We start from the raw sequence: 18,393 nt of genomic DNA on the forward strand, positions 1-18,393 counted from the left end.
GGAACGGTAAGCGTTACGCGCACGCACTCTGCCGCCGGTTCAGCGGGCGGGCAGCAACAGGGGTGGTGCCGGCGGCCCGATCCGGTCCAGCACCGAATTGGAGATGGTGGAGATCAGGATCTGGATCACCACCGCGGCCACCAGCACGACGACGGTATAGGCCGCCGCCTGCTCGCGATTGGCGCGCATCAGCCGCGGCAGGCCGGTCCACAACAGAAAGATCGAATAGAGCCCCACCACCACCAGCACGTTCAGCAGCGGGACGATCAGGAATATCTGGGAAAGCCAGCTCGCGGTGGCCGAATAGGCGGCGACCTTCATCGCCTGCACCGGCTCGCGCTGGCCGCCGAAGCCCGGCGCCAGCATGTCGATGACCATCGACAGCAGATAGATGCCGGCGACCGCCAGCGCATAGCCCAGCACGGCCCCGGCCACGAGATAGACGGCGGAAGGCCGCACCACCTCGCCGAACGAAGGCAGGCCGAAGGCGATCAGCGCGATCGTGGACGCCACCGGGCCGATCGCCGCAAGCGGCAGTACCCAGCCGGTCACTATGCCGCGCACGCGCATCGGCTCGGCGTCGATCCGGCCCCATTCCTCCCTGGGGTTGGCGATCAGATTCCTGATCCGCTCGATCATCGGCCACCTCCGCTTGCATCGAACGCGAACACGCCCGCCTTCGGGCAACTGCCCTTGATTGCGGCGCCCGGCCCTCCCCATATGGCTCGCCATGAGCGAGAACGGGAAAGCGCCGGCATGGCATGGTACCACCATCCTGTCGGTTAGGAAGAGCGGGAAGGTGGTTATCGCCGGAGACGGCCAGGTTACCGCCGGCCAGACGGTGATGAAGCCCAACGCACGGAAAGTACGGCCTTTGGGCGACGGCAAGGTGATCGCGGGCTTCGCCGGGGCGACCGCGGATGCGTTTACCCTGTTCGAGCGGCTGGAGGCCAAGCTGGAGCGGCACAACGGCCATCTGATGCGCGCCGCGGTGGAACTGGCCAAGGATTGGCGCACCGACAAATATCTGCGCAACCTGGAAGCGATGCTGATCGTCGCCGACAAGGAGGCGACGCTGGTGATCACCGGCAACGGCGACGTGCTGGAGCCCGAAGGCGGAGTCGCCGCGATCGGATCGGGCGGCAATTATGCGCTCGCCGCCGCGCGCGCGCTGGTGGATTATGAGCAGGACGCCGAGACGCTGGCGCGCAAGGCGATGGCGATCGCGGCGGAGCTGTGCGTCTACACCAACGACCGGCTGACCGTGGAGGCGATGGACAGCGCGACCTGAATCCCCTCCCGCCTGCGGGAAGGGCCAGCGGAGGGCGTGTTCCCCCGGGCCGCTTCGCAAGCGGGCATCACCCCATCCCCCGGCCCCTCCCGCGAGCGGGAGGGGAGAGAAAGAAGCATGAACCAGAATCTTACCCCCAAGACGATCGTCGCCGCGCTGGACGCGCATATCATCGGCCAGAAGGACGCGAAGAAGGCGGTCGCCGTCGCGCTGCGCAACCGCTGGCGCCGCCAGCAGCTCGCCCCCGAGCTGCGCGACGAGGTGACGCCCAAGAACATCCTGATGATCGGCCCCACCGGATGCGGCAAGACCGAGATCAGCCGCCGCCTGGCCAAGCTGGCCGACGCGCCGTTCATCAAGGTGGAGGCGACCAAGTTCACCGAGGTCGGCTATGTCGGCCGCGACGTCGAGCAGATCGCCCGCGACCTGGTGGAGGAATCGATCCGGCTTGAGAAGGAGCGCCGCCGCGCCGCCGTGAAGGACAAGGCGGAGGAGGCGGCGATGGCCCGGCTGCTCGATGCGCTGACCGGCAAGGACAGCTCCACCGCCACGCGCGAGGCGTTCAAGCAGCGCTTCCACGACGGCGTGCTCGACGCGACCGAGATCGAGATCGAGGTGGAGCAGGCGCCGCAGATGCCGTTCGACGTCCCCGGCGCCGGCCCGCAGATGATCAACCTGGGCGAGATGATGGGCAAGGCGTTCGGCGGCCCGCCGCTGAAGCGCCGCAAGATGACCGTCCCCGCCGCCTGGGCCAAGCTGGTCGAGGAAGAGGCCGACAAAAGGCTGGACCAGGAGGAGGTGAGCCGCGTCGCGCTGGCGGACGCGGAGGCCAACGGCATCGTCTTCCTGGACGAGATCGACAAGATCGCGGTCAGCGACGTGCGCGGCGGATCGGTGAGCCGCGAGGGCGTGCAGCGCGACCTGCTGCCGCTGATCGAGGGCACCACGGTGGCCACCAAATATGGGCCGATGAAGACCGACCACATCCTGTTCATCGCCAGCGGCGCCTTCCACGTCGCCAAGCCCAGCGACCTGCTGCCCGAGCTTCAGGGCCGCCTGCCGATCCGCGTCGAGCTGAAGGCGCTGACCGAGGAGGATTTCGTCGCGATCCTGTCGGACACCAAGGCCAGCCTGGTGCAGCAATATGCCGCGCTGCTGGGCACCGAGGGGGTGACGATCGACTTCACCGAAGACGGCATCCGCGCGGTGGCGAAGATCGCCGCGGAGGTGAACGCGGAGATCGAGAATATCGGCGCCCGCCGCCTGCAGACGGTGATGGAAAAGCTGCTGGAGGAGGTGAGCTTCGACGCGGAGGACCGCGCCGGATCGGCGCTGGTGATCGACGCGGCCTATGTCGACGGCCAGCTTTCCAGCGTGGCGCGGAACACGGACCTCAGCCGCTACGTGCTGTAGCGGCGGGGGCACTCCTGCCCGTTCGCCCTGGGGATGCCGAAGCGCGCGTCCCTCAAGCGAGTCGTCTGTGGCTGACGCCCTTCGACGGGCTCGGGGCGAACGGGGTTGGTGGTGTCCTGCTCCATATCGGGGAGCTGGGCGGCGGGCTGTTCCTGCTTCCCCGGTGCGGGGAGCGCCTCAGTCCAGCGGCAGGCCGACATAGTTTTCGGCGACGGTGCGCTGGGCGGCTTCGGAGCCGCGGATATAGTCCAGCTCGGCCATCTGCATGCGCCGCGCGAAGGGGTCCATGTCCGGGAAACGGTGCGTCAGGCTGGTGAACCACCAACTGAAGCGTTCCGCCTTCCACACCCGCGCCAGCGCCCGCGCCGAATAGCCGTCGATCCCGGCGCTGGCGCCGGTGCGGAAATGATCGGCCAGCGCCTCGGCCAGGAAGATCACGTCGGTGGCGGCCAGGTTCAGCCCCTTGGCGCCGGTGGGCGGCACGATATGCGCGGCGTCGCCCGCCAGGAACAGCCGGCCGTGGCGCATCGGCTCCGCGACGAAGCTGCGCAACGGCGCGATGGATTTTTCGAAGGATGGCCCGCGCGTCACCTTCGCCGCGGCCACGGGGCCGAGGCGCAGGCACACTTCGTCCCACACGCGCGCGTCGCTCCAATCCTCGATCCGGTCGTCGAGGCCGCACTGGACATAATAGCGACTGCGCGTCGCCGAGCGCATCGAGGCGAGCGCGAAGCCGCGTTCATGGTTGGCGTAGATCAGTTCGTGATCGGCGGGCGGCACCTCTGCCAGGATGCCGAGCCAGCCGAAGGGATAGACGCGCTCGAAGGTCTTCAGCACGCTGGCGGGCATCGCGGCGCGGCTGACGCCGTGGAACCCGTCGCACCCGGCGATGAAATCGCAGTCGAGGCGATGTTCCTGCCCATTGCGGCGGAAGGTGACGTGCGGCGTCGCGCTGTCGATGCCGTGGAGCGCCACGTCCTCCGAACCCCACAGCGGCTCGATCCCGCGCGGGGCGGCGGCGTCGAACAGGTCGCGCATCACCTCCTGCTGGCCATAGACCCACACCGCCTTGCCGCCCGTGAGCGCGGCCATATCGATGCGGAACATCGCGCCGTCGATGGCCAGGTTGGTGCCTTCATGGACCAGCCCTTCGCGGTGCATGCGCTCGCCCAGGCCGAGCCGGTCGATCAGGTCGACCGCCACCTGTTCCAGAACGCCGGCGCGCACGCGGCCCTCCACATAGTCGCGGTCGCGGTGCTCCAGCACCACCGAATCCACGCCCTCGCGATGCAGAAGATGGGCCAGCAGCATGCCTGCCGGGCCGGCGCCGATGATCGCAACCTGTGTCCGCATGAACCTCTCCCTGGAAGCCTGAGCTTGCCGCGGACGGGGGGAAGGGGCCATGGATGCGGCGGCAGTTTCATTGGACGATTCGCCGAAGGAGCGGGCGATGCGCGGAGCAGGGAAGGCGGCGGGGGAGGGCGCGAACGGCGCGGTGCCGCGCTTCTATCTCTATGGAGAGCCGCACCGGCAGGTGGACGAGGGCTTCCTGCACATCGAAAGCCTGGACGATCGATCGCGCCCCAGCGAATGGACGATCCGCCCGCATGCCCATGCCCAGCTCGCACATATGCTGCATATCGTGGAGGGCGGCGGCACGCTGACCGCCGAGGGCGAGGCGCTGCGCTTCGCCGCGCCCTGCGTGCTCACCGTGCCGGCGGGGACGGTGCATGGATTCGACTTCGATCCCGAATCGCGCGGCTGGGTGATCACCGCGTCGAGCGGCTATCTGCGCGGGCTGGAGCTGCGCGATCCCGGGCTGGCGGGGGTGATCCGGCTGGGGGCGATTCCGGTGGATAGGGACATGAGCGCCCAGATCGAGGCGCGCGCGGCGCGGCTGGCGCGCGAGCTGAGCTGGGCGGCGCCGGGGCATCGCGCGGCGGCGGAGGCGGTGCTGCTGGAGCTGCTCGTCGGGCTGCTGCGGCTGCGCGGCGCGGCGGGCGGGGCGCCGCGGCCGGGGCGGCAGGCGGAACTGGTGGCGCGGCTGCGCGAGCGGATCGAGCAGCGCTTCCGCCTGCGCGAGCCGGTGGAGGCGCATGCGGCGGCGCTGGGGGTGAGCGTGAGCACGCTGCGCGCGGCCTGCGCGGCTGCGGCGGGCCAATCGCCGATGGCGATGCTGGACGATCGCGCGCTGCTGGAGGCGCGGCGGGCGCTGCTCTATTCGACGCTGACCGTTGCGGAGATCGGCTATGCGCTGGGCTTCGCCGATCCGGCCTATTTCTCGCGCTTCTTCGCGCGGCATGCGGGAGAGGCGCCCAGCGAATACCGGCGGCGGGCAGGGTAGCCGGGCGCGGGGCGAAGCGGCGTAGTGGAGGGGCCGCCGCGGAAAGGAACATCGGCGCTTCGCGCCGCCCCTCCACCACCGCCTTCGGCGGCGGTCCCCCTCCCCGAGGCGAGCTCGGGGAGGATCTGTGGGCTGCCCGGCAAATCCGCGATTCCTATGCAAAACAAATGCACGGCACGGCTTGGCGTCTCGCTTCCAAACGCGGCGCGCTCCTAATCGGGCGCCTGACGATTTCCATGGAGGCACAAGATGCAGGATCTCCTTTGGGTCGGCCTTGTCCTCGGGCTGCTGGCGGCGACGCTCGGCTATGCCCGGCTGTGCGACGAGGCATGACCGCCATGACGTTCGAACTCTGGCTGGCCGGCGCGGTGGCGCTCGGCCTTCTCGCCTATCTGGTCGCGGTGCTGCTGCGGCCGGAACGCTTCTGACAGGAGGGATTCCATGACCTGGCAGGGATGGACCCTGATCGCGGTGTTCACCGCGCTGATCGTCGCGATCGCCAAGCCCATGGGCGTGTGGCTGTTCGCGCTTTACGAAGGGCGGCGCACGCCGCTCCACGCCGTCCTCGGCCCCGTCGAGCGCGGCTTCTACCGGCTTTCGGGCATCGATCCGGCGGCGGAGATGGGCTGGCGCAAATACGCCACCCACATGCTGGTCTTCAACGTCGCGCTGCTGTTGCTCACCTATGCCGTGCTGCGCACCCAGGCGTGGCTGCCGCTGAGCGGCGGGATGGCCAATATCGGGCCGGACGGCGCGTTCAACACCGCGGTGAGCTTCACCACCAACACCAACTGGCAATGGTATTCGGGCGAGGCGGCGATGGGGAACCTCAGCCAGATGCTGGGGCTGACCATCCACAATTTCCTTTCCGCCGCGACCGGCATCGCGCTGGCCTTCGCGCTGTTCCGCGGGTTCGCACGGCGCCAGGCCCCAAACGAAACCGCGGGCGGCATCGGCAACTTCTGGGCCGATATCACCCGCGTGACGCTGTATCTGCTGCTGCCGCTGTGCGTCGTCTATGCGATCTACCTGATCGCGGCGGGCGTGCCGCAGACGCTGGACCAGCAGGTGACGGCCACCACGATGGAGGGCGCGAAACAGGCGATCGCGCTTGGCCCCGTCGCCTCGCAGGAGGCGATCAAGATGCTGGGCACCAACGGCGGCGGCTTCTTCAACGCCAACAGCGCGCATCCGTTCGAGAACCCCGGCGCGCTGACCAACCTGGTGCAGATGCTGTCGATCTTCGCGATCGGCGTGGGGCTTACCTGGTGCTTCGGCAAGGCGGTGGGCAACACGCGGCAGGGCTGGGCGATCCTGGCGGCGATGATGCTGCTGTTCCTTGCCGGAACCGGCATCGCCTATTGGCAGGAAGCGGCGGGCAACCCGGCGCTCCACCAGCTCGGCGTGGCCGGCGGCAACATGGAGGGCAAGGAGGTGCGCTTCGGCATCGCCGCGTCCTCGCTGTTCGCGGCGATCACTACGGCGGCCTCGTGCGGCGCGGTCAACGCGATGCACGACAGCTTCACCGCGCTGGGCGGGCTGGTGCCGCTGGTCAACATGCAGCTTGGCGAGATCGTGGTCGGCGGCGTGGGCGCGGGCATCTATGGCTTCCTGCTGTTCGCCATCCTGGCCGTGTTCGTCGCGGGGCTGATGGTGGGGCGCACCCCCGAATATGTGGGCAAGAAGATCGAAGCGCGCGAGGTGAAGCTGGCGGTGCTGGCGATCGCGGTGCTGCCGCTGTTCATTCTGGGCGGCACGGCGCTGGCGGCGGTGCTGCCGGCCGGGCTGGCGGGGCCGCTGAACAAGGGGCCGCACGGCTTTTCGGAGATCCTCTACGCCTTCTCCAGCGCGACGGGGAACAACGGATCGGCCTTTGCCGGGCTGACCGCGGGAACGCCCTTCTACAACCTGACGCTGGGCATCGCGATGTGGGTGGGGCGCTTCTTCGTGATCGTGCCGATGCTGGCGATCGCGGGCTCGCTCGCCGCCAAGCGCTACACGCCGGAGACGGCGGGCTCGTTCCCCACCACGGGCGGGCTGTGGGTCGGGCTACTGATCGGCACGATCCTGATCCTCGGCGGCCTCACCTTCCTGCCCGGCCTGGCGCTGGGACCCATTGCCGATCATCTGGCGATGATCGGCGGCACGCTCTCGTGACCGGAACCGCAACCATGACAAGAACCGCAAGCAAATCGCTGTTCACCGCCGAGCTGATCGCGCCCGCGATCGGCGGAGCGTTCCGCAAGCTCGATCCGCGCCAGTTGGTGCGCAACCCGGTGCTGTTCGTCACAGCCTGCGTGGCGGCGCTGCTCACCGTGCTGCTCGTGCTGGGGCAGGACCCGCTGGGCCTGGGCTTCAAGGCGCAGATCGTGATCTGGCTGTGGCTGACGGTGCTGTTCGGCACCTTCGCCGAGGCGCTGGCCGAGGGGCGCGGCAAGGCGCAGGCCGCGTCGCTGCGCGCGACCAAGGCCGAGCTGACGGCCAAGCGGCTGAGGAACGGCCGCGTCGAGCAGGTGGGCGCGGGCGAGCTGCGCATCGGCGACGTCGTGCTGGTGGAGACCGGCGACCTGATCCCCGCCGACGGCGAGGTGGTGGAGGGCGTGGCATCGGTGAACGAGGCCGCGATCACCGGCGAGAGCGCGCCCGTGATCCGCGAGGCGGGCGGTGACCGTTCCGCCGTCACCGCGGGCACGCGCGTCATATCCGACCAGATCAAGGTCCGTGTGACGGTGAACCCCGGCCAGGGATTCCTGGATCGCATGATCGCGCTGGTCGAGGGCGCCGAGCGGCAGAAGACCCCGAACGAGATCGCGCTGACGATCCTGCTCGTCGGGCTGACGATCATCTTCCTGATCGCGGTGGGCACCATCCCCGCCTTTGCCGGCTATGCGGGCGGGGCGATCCCGGTGGTGATCCTGGCCGCGCTGCTGATCACGCTGATCCCGACGACGATCGCGGCGCTGCTTTCCGCCATCGGCATCGCGGGGATGGACCGGCTGGTGCGCTTCAACGTGCTCGCCAAGTCCGGCCGCGCGGTGGAGGCGGCGGGCGACGTCGATACGCTGTTGCTCGACAAGACCGGCACGATCACCGTGGGCGACCGCCAGGCGAGCGAGTTCCGCCCCGTGCCCGGCGTGCAGGTGAGCGAGCTGGCCGAGGCCGCGCTGCTCGCCAGCCTGGCCGACGAGACGCCCGAGGGCCGTTCGATCGTGGTGCTGGCGCGCGAACGCTTCGACATCGGCCACGAGGCGCTGCCGGCGGGCGCGGAGGTGATCCCCTTCACCGCGCAGACGCGCATATCGGGGGTGCGCACCGGCGCAGTGCTGATCGAGAAGGGCGCGGTCGATTCGGTGCTGCGCGCGCATCCGGGGCTGGACGACACGCCCGCCGCCACCGAACTGCGCCGCGCCACCGACGAGATCGCGCGCGCGGGCATGACCCCGCTGGCGGTGGCGAAGGACGGCCGCATCCTGGGCGCGGTGGCGCTGAAGGACGTGGTGAAGGCCGGCATCCGCGAACGCTTCGGCGAGCTGCGCCGCATGGGCATCCGCACCGTGATGATCACCGGAGACAATCCGCTGACCGCCGCCGCCATCGCCGCCGAGGCAGGGGTGGACGATTTCCTGGCCCAGGCGACGCCGGAGGACAAGCTGGCGCTGATCCGCAGCGAGCAGGCCGGCGGCAAGCTGGTCGCGATGTGCGGCGACGGCACCAACGACGCGCCCGCGCTGGCGCAGGCGGACGTGGGGGTGGCGATGAACACCGGCACCCAGGCCGCGCGCGAGGCCGGCAACATGGTCGACCTGGACAGCGATCCGACCAAGCTGATCGAGATCGTGGGGCTGGGCAAGCAGCTCCTGATGACGCGCGGATCGCTGACCACCTTCTCGGTCGCCAACGACATCGCGAAATATTTCGCGATCATCCCGGCGATGTTCGCGGTGCTCTATCCGGGGCTGGGGGTGCTCAACGTGATGGGGCTGGCGAGCCCCGGATCGGCGATCCTCTCCGCGATCATCTTCAACGCGCTGATCATCCCGGCGCTGGTGCCGCTGGCGCTGAAGGGCGTGAAGTATCGCCCGATCGGCGCCGGGCCGCTGCTGCGGCGCAACCTGCTGGTCTACGGGCTGGGCGGGGTGCTGGTGCCCTTCGCGGGGATCAAGGCGATCGATCTGGCGGTGAACGCCATCGGCCTGGCCTAGCCCCCCTCCCGCTTGCGGGAGGGGCTGGGGGAGGGCCTGTCCCCAGCGATTTCAAGCAGGCCCTCCCCCGACCCCTCCCGCCTGCGGGAGGGGGGAAGGAAGAAGACAATGTTCGCAGACCTCAAGACCTCGCTCCGCCCCGCGATCGCAATGACGATCCTGTTCGCGATGCTGCTGGGCATCCTGTATCCGCTGGCGCTGACCGGCATCGGCCAGGCGCTGTTCCCGGCGCAGGCCAACGGCAGCCTGATCCGCGATGCGAAGGGCAATGTGATCGGATCCAGCCTGATCGGCCAGGGCTTCGCCGCCGATCGCTATTTCCACCCGCGCCCCTCGGCGGCGGGCAGGGGCTATGACGCGCTCGCCTCCGCCGGCTCCAACCTTGGCCCGGCCAGCCAGGCGCTCACCGATCGCGTGCGCGCCGATGCGGCCGCGCTGTCCCCCGCACCAGGCCAGCCGGTTCCCGCCGATCTGGTGACTGCCTCCGCCTCGGGGCTCGATCCCCATGTCAGCCCCGAGGCGGCCTTTTTCCAGGCCGCCCGCGTCGCCAGGGCGCGCGGGATGCGCGAGGACGCGGTGCGCGCGCTGATCGCGCGGCAGATCGAGCGGCCGATGCTGGGCTTCCTGGGCGAGCCGCGCGTCAATGTGCTGCTGCTCAACCGCGCGCTGGATGCTACAGCCGCGCGGTGAGCGATCCCGATCGTCCCGATCCCGATGCCCTGCTGCGCGTCGCCGCGCAGGAAGGCAGGGGGCGCCTGAAGGTGTTCCTGGGCGCCGCCCCCGGCGTCGGCAAGACCTATGAGATGCTGCTGGGCGGCGCGGAGCGGATGCGCGACGGCGCCGATGTCGTCATCGGCGTGGTGGAAACCCACGGCCGCGCAGAGACCGAGGCGCTGACCCGCGGGTACGAGATCGTGCCGCGGCGCGAGATCGCGCACCAGGGCCATGTGCTGCGCGAGATGGACATCGACGCCATCCTGGCCCGCCGCCCGGGGCTGGTGCTGGTCGACGAGCTGGCGCACAGCAACGCGCCCGGCAGCCGCCATCCCAAGCGATACCAGGATGTGGAGGAGCTGCTCGATGCCGGGATCGACGTGTTCACCACCGTCAACATCCAGCATATCGAGAGCCTGAACGACGTCGTCGCCAGCTTCACCCATGTCCGGGTGCGCGAGACGGTGCCCGACCGGCTGCTGGAGCGCGCCGAGATCGAGGTGGTGGACCTGCCCCCCGACGAGCTGATCGAGCGGCTGAAGGCCGGCAAGGTCTATGTCCCCGAGGAGGCGACGCGCGCGCTGGCGCATTTCTTCTCCAAATCGAACCTGTCGGCGCTGCGCGAGCTGGCGCTGCGCCGCGCCGCGCAGGCGGTGGACACGCAGATGCTCGACTATCTGCGCAGCCACGCGCTGGCGGGCAACTGGGCGGTGGGCGAGCGGATCGTGGTGGCGGTGAGCGAGCTGTCCGGATCGGAGGAGCTGGTGCGCGCCGCCAAGCGCACCGCCGACGCGATGCGCGCGCCCTGGACCGCGTTGCATGTCGAAACCCCGCGCCAGCAGCATTTCGGCGAGGAGGAGCGCCGCCGCCTGGCCGCCGCGCTGAACCTGGCGAGCCAGCTCGGCGCGGCGGTGGTCTCCGTGCCCGCGGAGACGGTGACCGAGGGCATCCGCAGCTATCTGGCGGAGGCGCGCGCGACCCAGCTCATCGTCGGCAAGTCGGCGCGGTCGCGCTGGTTCGAGCTGCGCCACGGATCGGTGGTGGACCGGCTGGTGCGCTCCACCCCCGGGGTGGCCGTGCACGTGATGCCGATGGAGCGCGGCGCCCCGGCCGCCCCCCGCCAGCGCCGCCGCGATTACGGTTCGCCCGCCGCCTATGGCCTTACCACCGCGATGGTGGCGGCGGTGACCATGGCGGGGAGCATGCTGCTCCACATCCTGGACCTGGGCAATGTAGCGCTGCTCTATCTGCTGCCGGTGATGGTGGCGGCCAGCCTCTACGGCCGCTGGCCGGCGCTCTATGCCGGCGCGATATCGTCGCTGGCGTACAACTTCTTCTTCCTGCCGCCCACCGGCACGCTGACCGTGCAGAACCCCGAGAATGTGGTGACGATCATCGTCCTGCTGGGGGTGGCGGTGGCGACCAGCCAGCTTTCGGCGCGGGTGCGCGCGCAGGCGGACCTGGCGGCGGGCAGCGCGCGGCAGAATGCGGCGCTGGCCGGATTCCTGCGGCGGCTGGGCGATGCGGCGAACGAGGAGGAGCTGATGCAGGCGGTGTGCGCGGAGGTCGCGCGGCTGCTGGACCTGCGCACGGTGATGCTCACCATGTCGCCCGACGGGCCGTTGCTGCGCGCCGCCTTTCCGCCCGAGGACCGGCTGGAGACGATGGAGCGCGCCGCCGCGCAATGGACGCTGGAGCGCGGCCTGCCCGCGGGCCGCGGATCGGACACGCTGACCGCGTCCGACTGGCTGTTCTACCCGCTCAAGGCCGCGGGCGGCACGATCGCCGCGATCGGGCTGGCGCGCGACGACGCGCAGGGCACGGTGCGTTCGGACCAGATCCCGCTGCTGATGAGCCTGCTCGACCAGGCCGCGCTGGCACTAGAGCGGATGCGGCTGCGCGACGATATGCGCGGCGTGGCCGAGCTGCGCGAGCGCGACCGGCTGCGCGCGGCGCTGCTCTCGTCGGTCAGCCACGATCTGCGCACGCCGCTCACCTCGATCCTGGCGGCGGTGCGCGAGCTGCGCCAAGCGCCCAGCCCCGCGCTGATCGAGACGATCGACGCCGAATCGCAGCGGCTCAACCGTTTCGTCGCCAACCTGCTCGATATGGCGCGGGTGGAGGCGGGGGCGATGAAGCTGGGCGTCGAGCCGGTGGACCTGACCGACGCGGTGGCCGCCGCGGTCCATGATACGCGCGCCACGCTGGACGGGCATGCGGTGCGGCTGGACGTGTCGCCCGGCCTGCCGCTGGTGCGCGTCGATCCGCAGCTCTTCCACCATTGCCTGATCAACCTGCTCGACAATGCGGGGCGCTATGCCGATCCCGGCACGCCGATCGCCATCGCCGCCGAGCGTTCTGCCGGGTCGCTCGCGCTGTCGGTGCTGGACGAAGGGCCGGGCCTGCCCCCGGGGCGCGAGGCGGAGGTTTTCGAGCGGTTCCGCCGGCTGGAGGGATCGGACCGGTCCAAGACCGGCACCGGGCTGGGCCTGGCCATCGTCAAGGGCTTTGCCGAGGCGATGGGGCTGAGCGTGGAGGCCGCCAACCGCGGCGAGCCGCGCGGCGCGCGCTTCACGCTGCGCTTCCCCGAGGCGCTGCTGATCCGCGAGACCGGAGAGGAGAGCGCCCTATGAGCAGCCTGCCCGCCGTGCTGGTGATCGACGACGAGCCGCACATCCGCCGCCTGTTGAGCGGCACGCTGGCCCGCGCGGGCTACCGCGTGGCCGAGGCCGCCAACGGCCGCCAGGCGATCGAGGCGCTGCCCCAGGCACAGCCCGATGTGGTGCTGCTCGACCTGGGCCTGCCCGATCGCGACGGACTGGAGCTGATCCCCGCGATCCGCAAGCAATCGCGTGCCGCGATCCTGGTGGTCTCCGCGCGCGAGGCGACCGAGCAGAAGGTGACCGCGCTCGATCTGGGCGCGGTCGATTACGTCACCAAGCCGTTCGATACCGAGGAGCTGCTGGCGCGGGTGCGCGCGGCGTTGCGCGGGCGGCTGACGGCGGAGGGCGGGCGCACGGGCGTCACCGCGGGCGGCGTCGCCTTCGATCTGGTCAACCATCGCGTGACGCGGGACGGGGAGGAGATCCACCTGACCCCCAAGGAGTTCGCCGTGGTGGCCGAGCTGGCCCGCTTTCCCGGGCGCGTCATCACCCACCGTCAGCTCCTGGATGCGGTGTGGCCGCTGGAGCATGAACGGCACATCGAATATCTGCGCGTGGTGATCCGCAACCTGCGCCAGAAGCTGGAGGCTGATCCGGCACGGCCCGCGATCGTGGTCAACGAACTGGGCGTGGGATACCGGCTGATGGGCGCCGAGGGATAGCCGCGCCGCCGCCGAACCTTATGCGATTCCAATGCGATTGGCGCGGCGCCCGTCTCGCTTGCCTATGCGCGCGGGCCTAGCTGAAGCGGCATGGAATGGCATCGCCGCACCTCCGCCGCCCTGCTGCTGCGCGCAGCGGGCATGCTGCTGCTCTCGATCGCCGCGCTGGCCGGGCAGGCGCTGCGCGGGATGGCGCCCGGGGCGTTGGCGATGCTGCTCGCCGCGGCGGCCTTTCTGGCGGCATCGCTGGGCGCGGCGCTGCTGTTCGAGGGGCGCGGGCTGTTCGATCTGGTGCCCGTTCCCGGCCGCTGGCACGGGGGTGGCAACGGGCAGGTTTGACCCGGGCACGGCTTTCGTGCGCAAATTGCTGCCGCATGGTGCATGACCCCGGCGCGCGCCGGTGGCACGGCACCGGCCAGACCCTCCGGGGCCGATCCGATGGAAGGTGAGCCGCGCAGCATGACCAGCCCTCTGTTCCTCGTCACCGGCGGCAGCCGCGGCATCGGCGCGGCGATCGCGCGCAGCGCGGCCGTGGCCGGATACCGCGTGCTGCTGAGCTATGCCGGGCGCGCGGATGCTGCCGAGGCGGTGGCCGATGCGATCCGCGCGGAGGGCGGCGTGGCAGAGGCCGTGCGGGCCGATACCGGGCGGCCGGAGGACGTGGCCGCGCTGTTCGCCGCCGCCGACCGGATGGGCGGGCCGCTGGCGGCCGCGGTCTATAACGGCGGAATCACCGGCGGCGTCGGGATGCTGGCGGATCAGGACGACGCGACGCTGGCGCGCGTGATCGAGGTGAACCTGACCGGCGCGCTGATCTTCGCGCGCGAGGCGATCCGGCGGATGTCGACGCGGCTGGGCGGGCAGGGCGGTTCGATCGTCCTGCTCTCCTCGCGCGCATCGCAGATCGGATCGCCCGCGCAGCATGTGTGGTACGCCGCGTCGAAGGGCGGGATCGACAGCCTGACGATCGGGCTGGCCAAGGAAGTGGCGGCGGAGGGCATCCGCGTGAACGGCGTGGCGCCCGGCCCGATCGTCACCGAGATCCATGCCGAGGGCCATCTGGACCGCATCGTCGACGCCCTGCCGATGAAGCGCATCGGCGAGCCGCAGGAGGTGGCGGATGCGGTGATGTACCTCGTCTCTGACCGCGCATCCTACGTCGCGGGGACGACGATCCTGGTGGCGGGGGCTCGGTAGGGGCCTGCCCACCGGCCATGAATGGTGTTCATATCGGCCGGGCACCTCCGCCGGCCGCCGCGGGGGCAGGGGCGGTGGGGTCGTCACCGCCGCCGAACAACCTGCGCACCACGCCGCGCAGCCAGACGCTGAAGGGATCGGCATGGTGGCGCCGGTGCCAATATTGGAACACGGGCACGCTGGGAAAGCCGAATGCGGTCTCCACCCGGCGGATCAGCCCGGCGGCGGACGGGCTGGCGATGAAGGCGCCGGGGACGATCGCCACCATGTCCGGATTGGCCGCCAGCAGCGCCGGGACCGCCATGGTGTAGGGCGTCACCACCCGCTCGCGCCGCGGCATCTCGCTCTCCACCAGTAGCGTGTCGACCGGCAGCTTGTCCGGCCGCACCGGGCGGATCACCACCTGGTCCAGCGCCGCGAAGGCCTCCGCCGACAGCGGCTCGGCAAAGCGCGCGGCGGTGCTGGCCGCCACCGCATAGCCCGCGTCAAACAGCCGCTGCTGCAGCACCTCGCCCGAAAAGGCGGCGGGGCCTGAGATGGCGAGATCGATCCAGCCCTCCTCCAGCCCCTTGATCAGGCTGTCGCCCGAGACCGGCGCCACCTTGATCCGGCATCGCGGCGCCGCCGCGCGCAGCTCCGCCGCCAGCGCGGGCAGGATCACCAGCTCGCCGTAATCGTGCAGGAACAGCGTGATGTCGCGATCGGCCAGCGAGGGATCGAAGCCGGTCCTGGTCAACAGCGTGTTGCGCAGCACCGCCACGATCTCCGCCACCGACCGGCCGATCTCCTCGGCGCGGCTGGTGGGCAGCATGCCCTGGCCGCTGCGCACGAACAGCGGATCGCCGAAGAAGCCGCGCAGGCGCTTCAGCGCATGGCTTGCGGCGCTCTGCGTCATGCCCAGGTGACCGGCCGCCCGCGTGATGCTGCCGAAGCGGATCATCGCGTCGAACACCACCAGCAGGTTCAGGTCCAGCCGCCGCAGCGTCTCATGCGAATCGCGGCGCGCCATCCATCCTCTCCCCGGTTCCGCTCGCCCGCAACGGGCATATTCATGAATCCCATTCATGTCCAACATGACCGGAGCACCCCTTCCGGCGCGGCGGAGGAGGCGGAATAACCGGGGCAGGAGAGATGCTGATGCATAACAAGTCGACTTCGAAGTTGACGTTCGACGGCGATTCCATCCTGGTCACCGGTGCATCGACCGGCATCGGCCGCGCCACCGCGGGGCTGCTGGCGGCGCGCGGCGCGCGGGTGTTCCTGGTCGCGCGGCGGCGCGAGGTGGTGGAGACGGCGGCGCGCGAGATCCGCGAGGCCGGCGGCATCGCCGAATGCCTGGCCGCCGACATATCCGACCGCGACCAGCTCGACGCCGCGATCGACGCGGCGGAGGCGGCGTTCGGCCCGCTATACGGCCTGTTCGCCAACGCCGGATCGGGCGGGCGCTTCGCCGCCGCCGGAGACTATGACGACGCCGAGTTCGACGCGGTGCTCCGCACCAACCTGACCAGCCCCTTCTGGGCGGTGAAGCGCGTGCTGCCCGGCATGATGGCGCGCGGGCGCGGCACGCTGCTCTTCACTGGCAGCCTGGCGAGCGCGCGGGGCATGGCCAACAACGCCGCCTATGTCGCATCGAAGCACGGCCTGCTGGGGCTGGCGCGCGCGATCGCGATCGAGGCGGCGCCCGCAAACGTCCGCTCCAACTGCCTGATCCCCGGCTTCATCGAGACGCCGATGATGGCCGCGATCGATCCCGCTGCGCTGGCCGGGCTGGCGCGATCGATCCCGCAGAAGCGGATGGGTAGCGCGGAGGAAGCGGGCGAGGTCGCCGCCTTCCTCCTTTCCGAAGCCGCCAGCCATGTGACCGGCCAGTCATGGTCGGTCGACGGCGGCGTGCTGGGCACGCTGGCCGTCGGCTGAGGCAGCCCCTCCCTTCACCCCCCACGAACCCCGGGATCGCGATCCCGCCAACGCAGGAAGCAGGACATGGACGAGATCGAAGCGCTGAAGCAGCAGAACGCCGAGCTGGCCGACCGGCTGGGCCGGCTGGAGGACATCACCGACATCCGCCGGATCCAGTTCTCCTACGGCTATTACATCGATTACTGCCATTATGAGGATGTGGTGAACCTGTTCGCCGAGGATGCGGAGGTCATCTTCCTCTCCGGCGTGTACAAGGGGCACGCGGGCATCCGCCGCCTGTACATCGACTGGATCCAGCAGCTCTTCAACCAGGGCCGCGAGGGCGCCGACGACGGATTCCTGTTCGACCACATCCAGATGCAGGACGTGATCACCATCGCCGACGACCGCAAGACCGCCAAGGGCCGCTTCCGCGGCGTGCTGCTCGGCGGATCGCACGACATCCGCAAGTTCCGGCCGGAAGGCGTGCCCCAGCAGTTCATGGAATCGGGCATCTACGAGAACGACTATGTCCGCGAGGACGGCGTGTGGAAGATCAAGCGGCTGGATTACATGCTGCAGTGGCAGGCCGATTACGAAACCGGCTGGGCCCACACCGACGCCCATCTGCGCCCGGCGCAGGTGCTGTATCCGGAAGACCCGCTTGGCCCCGACGTGCTGCTCGACACCAAGCGCGAGACCTGGCCGTACCGCCAGGACACGCCGGTGCATTACGCCCATCCGGTGATCGCGAAGAAGCTGGCGAAGCGCTGATCGGGTGAGGGCCGCGGCGGCGGGCGGCGCGGCGCCCGCCGCCGTGGGTTGTGTGCCAGTATCGTTTATCCCGTTCCCGCGTCCTTCGGATTCCGGAGGTGTCTCATTGGTTCACGCAGAGGCGCGGCGGTAACGTCCTCGGAAGAATGGCCCCTCGCAATATTCCATGCGGCGTGGTTCTCTATCTTCGATCCACAACCCTCGAGAATAGGTTTGCTAGCGGTCATAACCGTTGGCATCCTCCGTCCTGTTATCAGGACCAGCATGAAAATGAGACAGTCAGAGCGCCGAAATTTGCAGTCGAATTCAAATGAAGATCATTATTTCTATTTTTCTGAATTCGTTTGTTTTTTAGGAAAATCAGTACGTTGGTTGATGATCTTGATTTTGATCGTGGTTGCGCCTCCGATACGGGCGCAATCCCGGGGCGATGAAATTTACGGGCAGGTTGGGCCTTGGCTAATTGCTGAGTCGAATGACGGATGCTTCGCCACTGCGTCTTTCGTCGGTGGTACTGATCTTACCTTCACCTACCGAGCCTACGATTCAACCTCCATGTTGATCATTTCGAACGAGCTGTTCGCTTCGGTGGAATCTGGGACGATCTATCCGATAGAGATATTATTCCACACACGGGGGCGGACAGACGACGGCTGGGGCTCGAAGGATTTTCTGGGGGTTTCCGGTCGCGCAGTGGGCATCACATTGGATGCTGAAGTGCTCGACGATATCGCGGCGGCGGACGGTATTTCATTTCTATATCGCGGGAGAAGGGTTGAAAAGCTGAGCTTGAAGGGTAGCTCGAAGGCCGTGTTCTTGCTGGTTAAGTGCGGCGGGAATTTTGCGCGCAAGCATCCGCGGGACCCGTTCGCGGATCCGGACGTGCCGCCGCGCACGTCCGTGGGAGCAAGCCCGGCGTCGCCGCGCGGAATGGTTGGCTCGTGGGTTACGAATGACGACTACCCGCCCGGTGCGAGGCGCGCGGGGCAGCAAGGCGTTACGAGCTTCAGGATCGACATCGATGTTTCCGGATCGCCTGTCGCTTGCACGATCACGCAGTCAAGTGGTCATTCGGTTCTGGACAACGCGACATGCTCACTCCTGATGCGACGAGCTCGCTTCAACCCAGCGAAGAATGCGCAGGGGAAGCCAGTCCCCGGTGCATTCGAGAGCCGATTTCGATGGTCCCTCGAATCCGCAGACGGGAACATCGGCTCCGCGCAGCCATGAG

Annotated in this window: 17 protein-coding genes; 14 read left to right on the top strand and 3 right to left on the bottom strand. The window is 69.3% G+C overall.

Annotation, left to right across the window (positions count from 1 at the left end; genetic code table 11):
• Positions 1 to 39: 39 nt before the first annotated feature.
• Positions 40 to 639 carry a Yip1 family protein gene (locus OM513_RS07580; RefSeq protein WP_264943564.1) on the bottom strand — a complete coding sequence of 200 codons (600 nt, stop codon included), beginning with the start codon at positions 637 to 639 and terminating at the stop codon, positions 40 to 42.
• A 91-nt stretch (positions 640 to 730) separates the two neighbouring features.
• On the opposite strand from OM513_RS07580, the gene hslV reads away from it, so the two are divergent.
• Together hslV and hslU are read left to right on the top strand one after the other, a co-directional pair.
• Positions 731 to 1,291, top strand: a complete 561-nt coding sequence (gene hslV / locus OM513_RS07585; RefSeq protein WP_264943565.1) for an ATP-dependent protease subunit HslV — start codon at positions 731 to 733, stop codon at positions 1,289 to 1,291.
• 117 nt (positions 1,292 to 1,408) lie between these two features.
• Positions 1,409 to 2,704: an ATP-dependent protease ATPase subunit HslU gene (gene hslU / locus OM513_RS07590; RefSeq protein WP_264943566.1), complete on the top strand. Its 1,296-nt coding sequence runs from the start codon at positions 1,409 to 1,411 to the stop codon at positions 2,702 to 2,704.
• Positions 2,705 to 2,881: 177 nt separating this feature from the next.
• Here the strand turns inward: hslU and pobA are convergent, their stop codons facing one another.
• Positions 2,882 to 4,057, bottom strand: a complete 1,176-nt coding sequence (gene pobA / locus OM513_RS07595) for a 4-hydroxybenzoate 3-monooxygenase (RefSeq protein WP_264943567.1) — start codon at positions 4,055 to 4,057, stop codon at positions 2,882 to 2,884.
• A 97-nt stretch (positions 4,058 to 4,154) separates the two neighbouring features.
• Here pobA and OM513_RS07600 point away from each other — a divergent pair, with 97 nt between their 5' ends.
• The 9 genes from OM513_RS07600 (at position 4,155) to OM513_RS07640 (ending at position 14,486) form a co-directional block, all read left to right on the top strand.
• Positions 4,155 to 5,048: a helix-turn-helix domain-containing protein gene (locus OM513_RS07600; RefSeq protein WP_264943568.1), complete on the top strand. Its 894-nt coding sequence runs from the start codon at positions 4,155 to 4,157 to the stop codon at positions 5,046 to 5,048.
• Between the two features lie 338 nt (positions 5,049 to 5,386).
• Positions 5,387 to 5,476, top strand: coding sequence for a K(+)-transporting ATPase subunit F (gene kdpF, locus OM513_RS07605; RefSeq protein ID WP_264943569.1), 90 nt, complete (start codon positions 5,387 to 5,389; stop codon positions 5,474 to 5,476).
• Between the two features lie 13 nt (positions 5,477 to 5,489).
• Positions 5,490 to 7,205 (top strand): potassium-transporting ATPase subunit KdpA, encoded by a 1,716-nt coding sequence (gene kdpA, locus OM513_RS07610; protein ID WP_264943570.1) that lies wholly within the window; start codon positions 5,490 to 5,492, stop codon positions 7,203 to 7,205.
• 14 nt (positions 7,206 to 7,219) lie between these two features.
• Positions 7,220 to 9,250 (top strand): potassium-transporting ATPase subunit KdpB, encoded by a 2,031-nt coding sequence (gene kdpB / locus OM513_RS07615; protein WP_264943571.1) that lies wholly within the window; start codon positions 7,220 to 7,222, stop codon positions 9,248 to 9,250.
• 108 nt (positions 9,251 to 9,358) lie between these two features.
• Complete coding sequence (kdpC, locus tag OM513_RS07620) at positions 9,359 to 9,940, top strand: potassium-transporting ATPase subunit KdpC (protein ID WP_264943572.1); 582 nt, start codon at positions 9,359 to 9,361, stop codon at positions 9,938 to 9,940.
• A complete protein-coding gene (locus tag OM513_RS07625; protein ID WP_264943573.1) occupies positions 9,937 to 12,597 on the top strand; it encodes a sensor histidine kinase in 2,661 nt (886 codons plus the stop codon). Before kdpC ends, OM513_RS07625 begins: the two co-directional genes overlap by 4 nt.
• Positions 12,594 to 13,289, top strand: coding sequence for a response regulator (locus tag OM513_RS07630; RefSeq protein ID WP_264943574.1), 696 nt, complete (start codon positions 12,594 to 12,596; stop codon positions 13,287 to 13,289). The genes OM513_RS07625 and OM513_RS07630 overlap by 4 nt, the downstream gene beginning before the upstream one ends.
• A gap of 90 nt (positions 13,290 to 13,379) precedes the next feature.
• Positions 13,380 to 13,628, top strand: coding sequence for a hypothetical protein (locus OM513_RS07635; protein WP_264943575.1), 249 nt, complete (start codon positions 13,380 to 13,382; stop codon positions 13,626 to 13,628).
• A 120-nt stretch (positions 13,629 to 13,748) separates the two neighbouring features.
• On the top strand, positions 13,749 to 14,486 hold the full coding sequence (locus tag OM513_RS07640; protein WP_264943576.1) for an SDR family oxidoreductase: 738 nt from the start codon (positions 13,749 to 13,751) through the stop codon (positions 14,484 to 14,486).
• 28 nt (positions 14,487 to 14,514) lie between these two features.
• On the opposite strand, the gene OM513_RS07645 is transcribed toward OM513_RS07640, so the two are convergent.
• On the bottom strand, positions 14,515 to 15,495 hold the full coding sequence (locus OM513_RS07645) for a LysR family transcriptional regulator (RefSeq protein WP_264943577.1): 981 nt from the start codon (positions 15,493 to 15,495) through the stop codon (positions 14,515 to 14,517).
• A gap of 128 nt (positions 15,496 to 15,623) precedes the next feature.
• On the opposite strand from OM513_RS07645, the gene OM513_RS07650 reads away from it, so the two are divergent.
• From OM513_RS07650 to OM513_RS07660, 3 genes are all read left to right on the top strand, one after another.
• The gene (locus tag OM513_RS07650) at positions 15,624 to 16,406 is read left to right on the top strand and encodes an SDR family NAD(P)-dependent oxidoreductase (RefSeq protein WP_264943578.1); all 783 of its coding nucleotides are present in this window, start codon (positions 15,624 to 15,626) and stop codon (positions 16,404 to 16,406) included.
• Between the two features lie 66 nt (positions 16,407 to 16,472).
• Positions 16,473 to 17,162 carry a nuclear transport factor 2 family protein gene (locus OM513_RS07655; protein WP_264943579.1) on the top strand — a complete coding sequence of 230 codons (690 nt, stop codon included), beginning with the start codon at positions 16,473 to 16,475 and terminating at the stop codon, positions 17,160 to 17,162.
• Between the two features lie 264 nt (positions 17,163 to 17,426).
• Complete coding sequence (locus OM513_RS07660) at positions 17,427 to 18,392, top strand: energy transducer TonB (protein ID WP_264943580.1); 966 nt, start codon at positions 17,427 to 17,429, stop codon at positions 18,390 to 18,392.
• The last annotated feature ends 1 nt before the right edge of the window (position 18,393 follow it).

The organism is Sphingomonas canadensis (genome assembly GCF_026013525.1).
Taxonomy (GTDB): domain Bacteria; phylum Pseudomonadota; class Alphaproteobacteria; order Sphingomonadales; family Sphingomonadaceae; genus Sphingomonas; species Sphingomonas canadensis.

Coding starts and splice junctions, on each gene's coding strand:
- OM513_RS07660 (WP_264943580.1), top strand. CDS start 17,427: ATGAAAATGAGACAGTCAGAGCGCCGAAATTTGCAGTCGAATTCAAAT.
- OM513_RS07635 (WP_264943575.1), top strand. CDS start 13,380: ATGGAATGGCATCGCCGCACCTCCGCCGCCCTGCTGCTGCGCGCAGCG.
- hslU (WP_264943566.1), top strand. CDS start 1,409: ATGAACCAGAATCTTACCCCCAAGACGATCGTCGCCGCGCTGGACGCG.
- pobA (WP_264943567.1), bottom strand. CDS start 4,057: ATGCGGACACAGGTTGCGATCATCGGCGCCGGCCCGGCAGGCATGCTG.
- kdpC (WP_264943572.1), top strand. CDS start 9,359: ATGTTCGCAGACCTCAAGACCTCGCTCCGCCCCGCGATCGCAATGACG.
- OM513_RS07655 (WP_264943579.1), top strand. CDS start 16,473: ATGGACGAGATCGAAGCGCTGAAGCAGCAGAACGCCGAGCTGGCCGAC.
- OM513_RS07640 (WP_264943576.1), top strand. CDS start 13,749: ATGACCAGCCCTCTGTTCCTCGTCACCGGCGGCAGCCGCGGCATCGGC.
- OM513_RS07645 (WP_264943577.1), bottom strand. CDS start 15,495: ATGGCGCGCCGCGATTCGCATGAGACGCTGCGGCGGCTGGACCTGAAC.
- OM513_RS07600 (WP_264943568.1), top strand. CDS start 4,155: ATGCGCGGAGCAGGGAAGGCGGCGGGGGAGGGCGCGAACGGCGCGGTG.
- OM513_RS07630 (WP_264943574.1), top strand. CDS start 12,594: ATGAGCAGCCTGCCCGCCGTGCTGGTGATCGACGACGAGCCGCACATC.
- hslV (WP_264943565.1), top strand. CDS start 731: ATGAGCGAGAACGGGAAAGCGCCGGCATGGCATGGTACCACCATCCTG.
- OM513_RS07580 (WP_264943564.1), bottom strand. CDS start 639: ATGATCGAGCGGATCAGGAATCTGATCGCCAACCCCAGGGAGGAATGG.
- kdpB (WP_264943571.1), top strand. CDS start 7,220: ATGACAAGAACCGCAAGCAAATCGCTGTTCACCGCCGAGCTGATCGCG.
- kdpF (WP_264943569.1), top strand. CDS start 5,387: ATGACGTTCGAACTCTGGCTGGCCGGCGCGGTGGCGCTCGGCCTTCTC.
- kdpA (WP_264943570.1), top strand. CDS start 5,490: ATGACCTGGCAGGGATGGACCCTGATCGCGGTGTTCACCGCGCTGATC.
- OM513_RS07650 (WP_264943578.1), top strand. CDS start 15,624: ATGCATAACAAGTCGACTTCGAAGTTGACGTTCGACGGCGATTCCATC.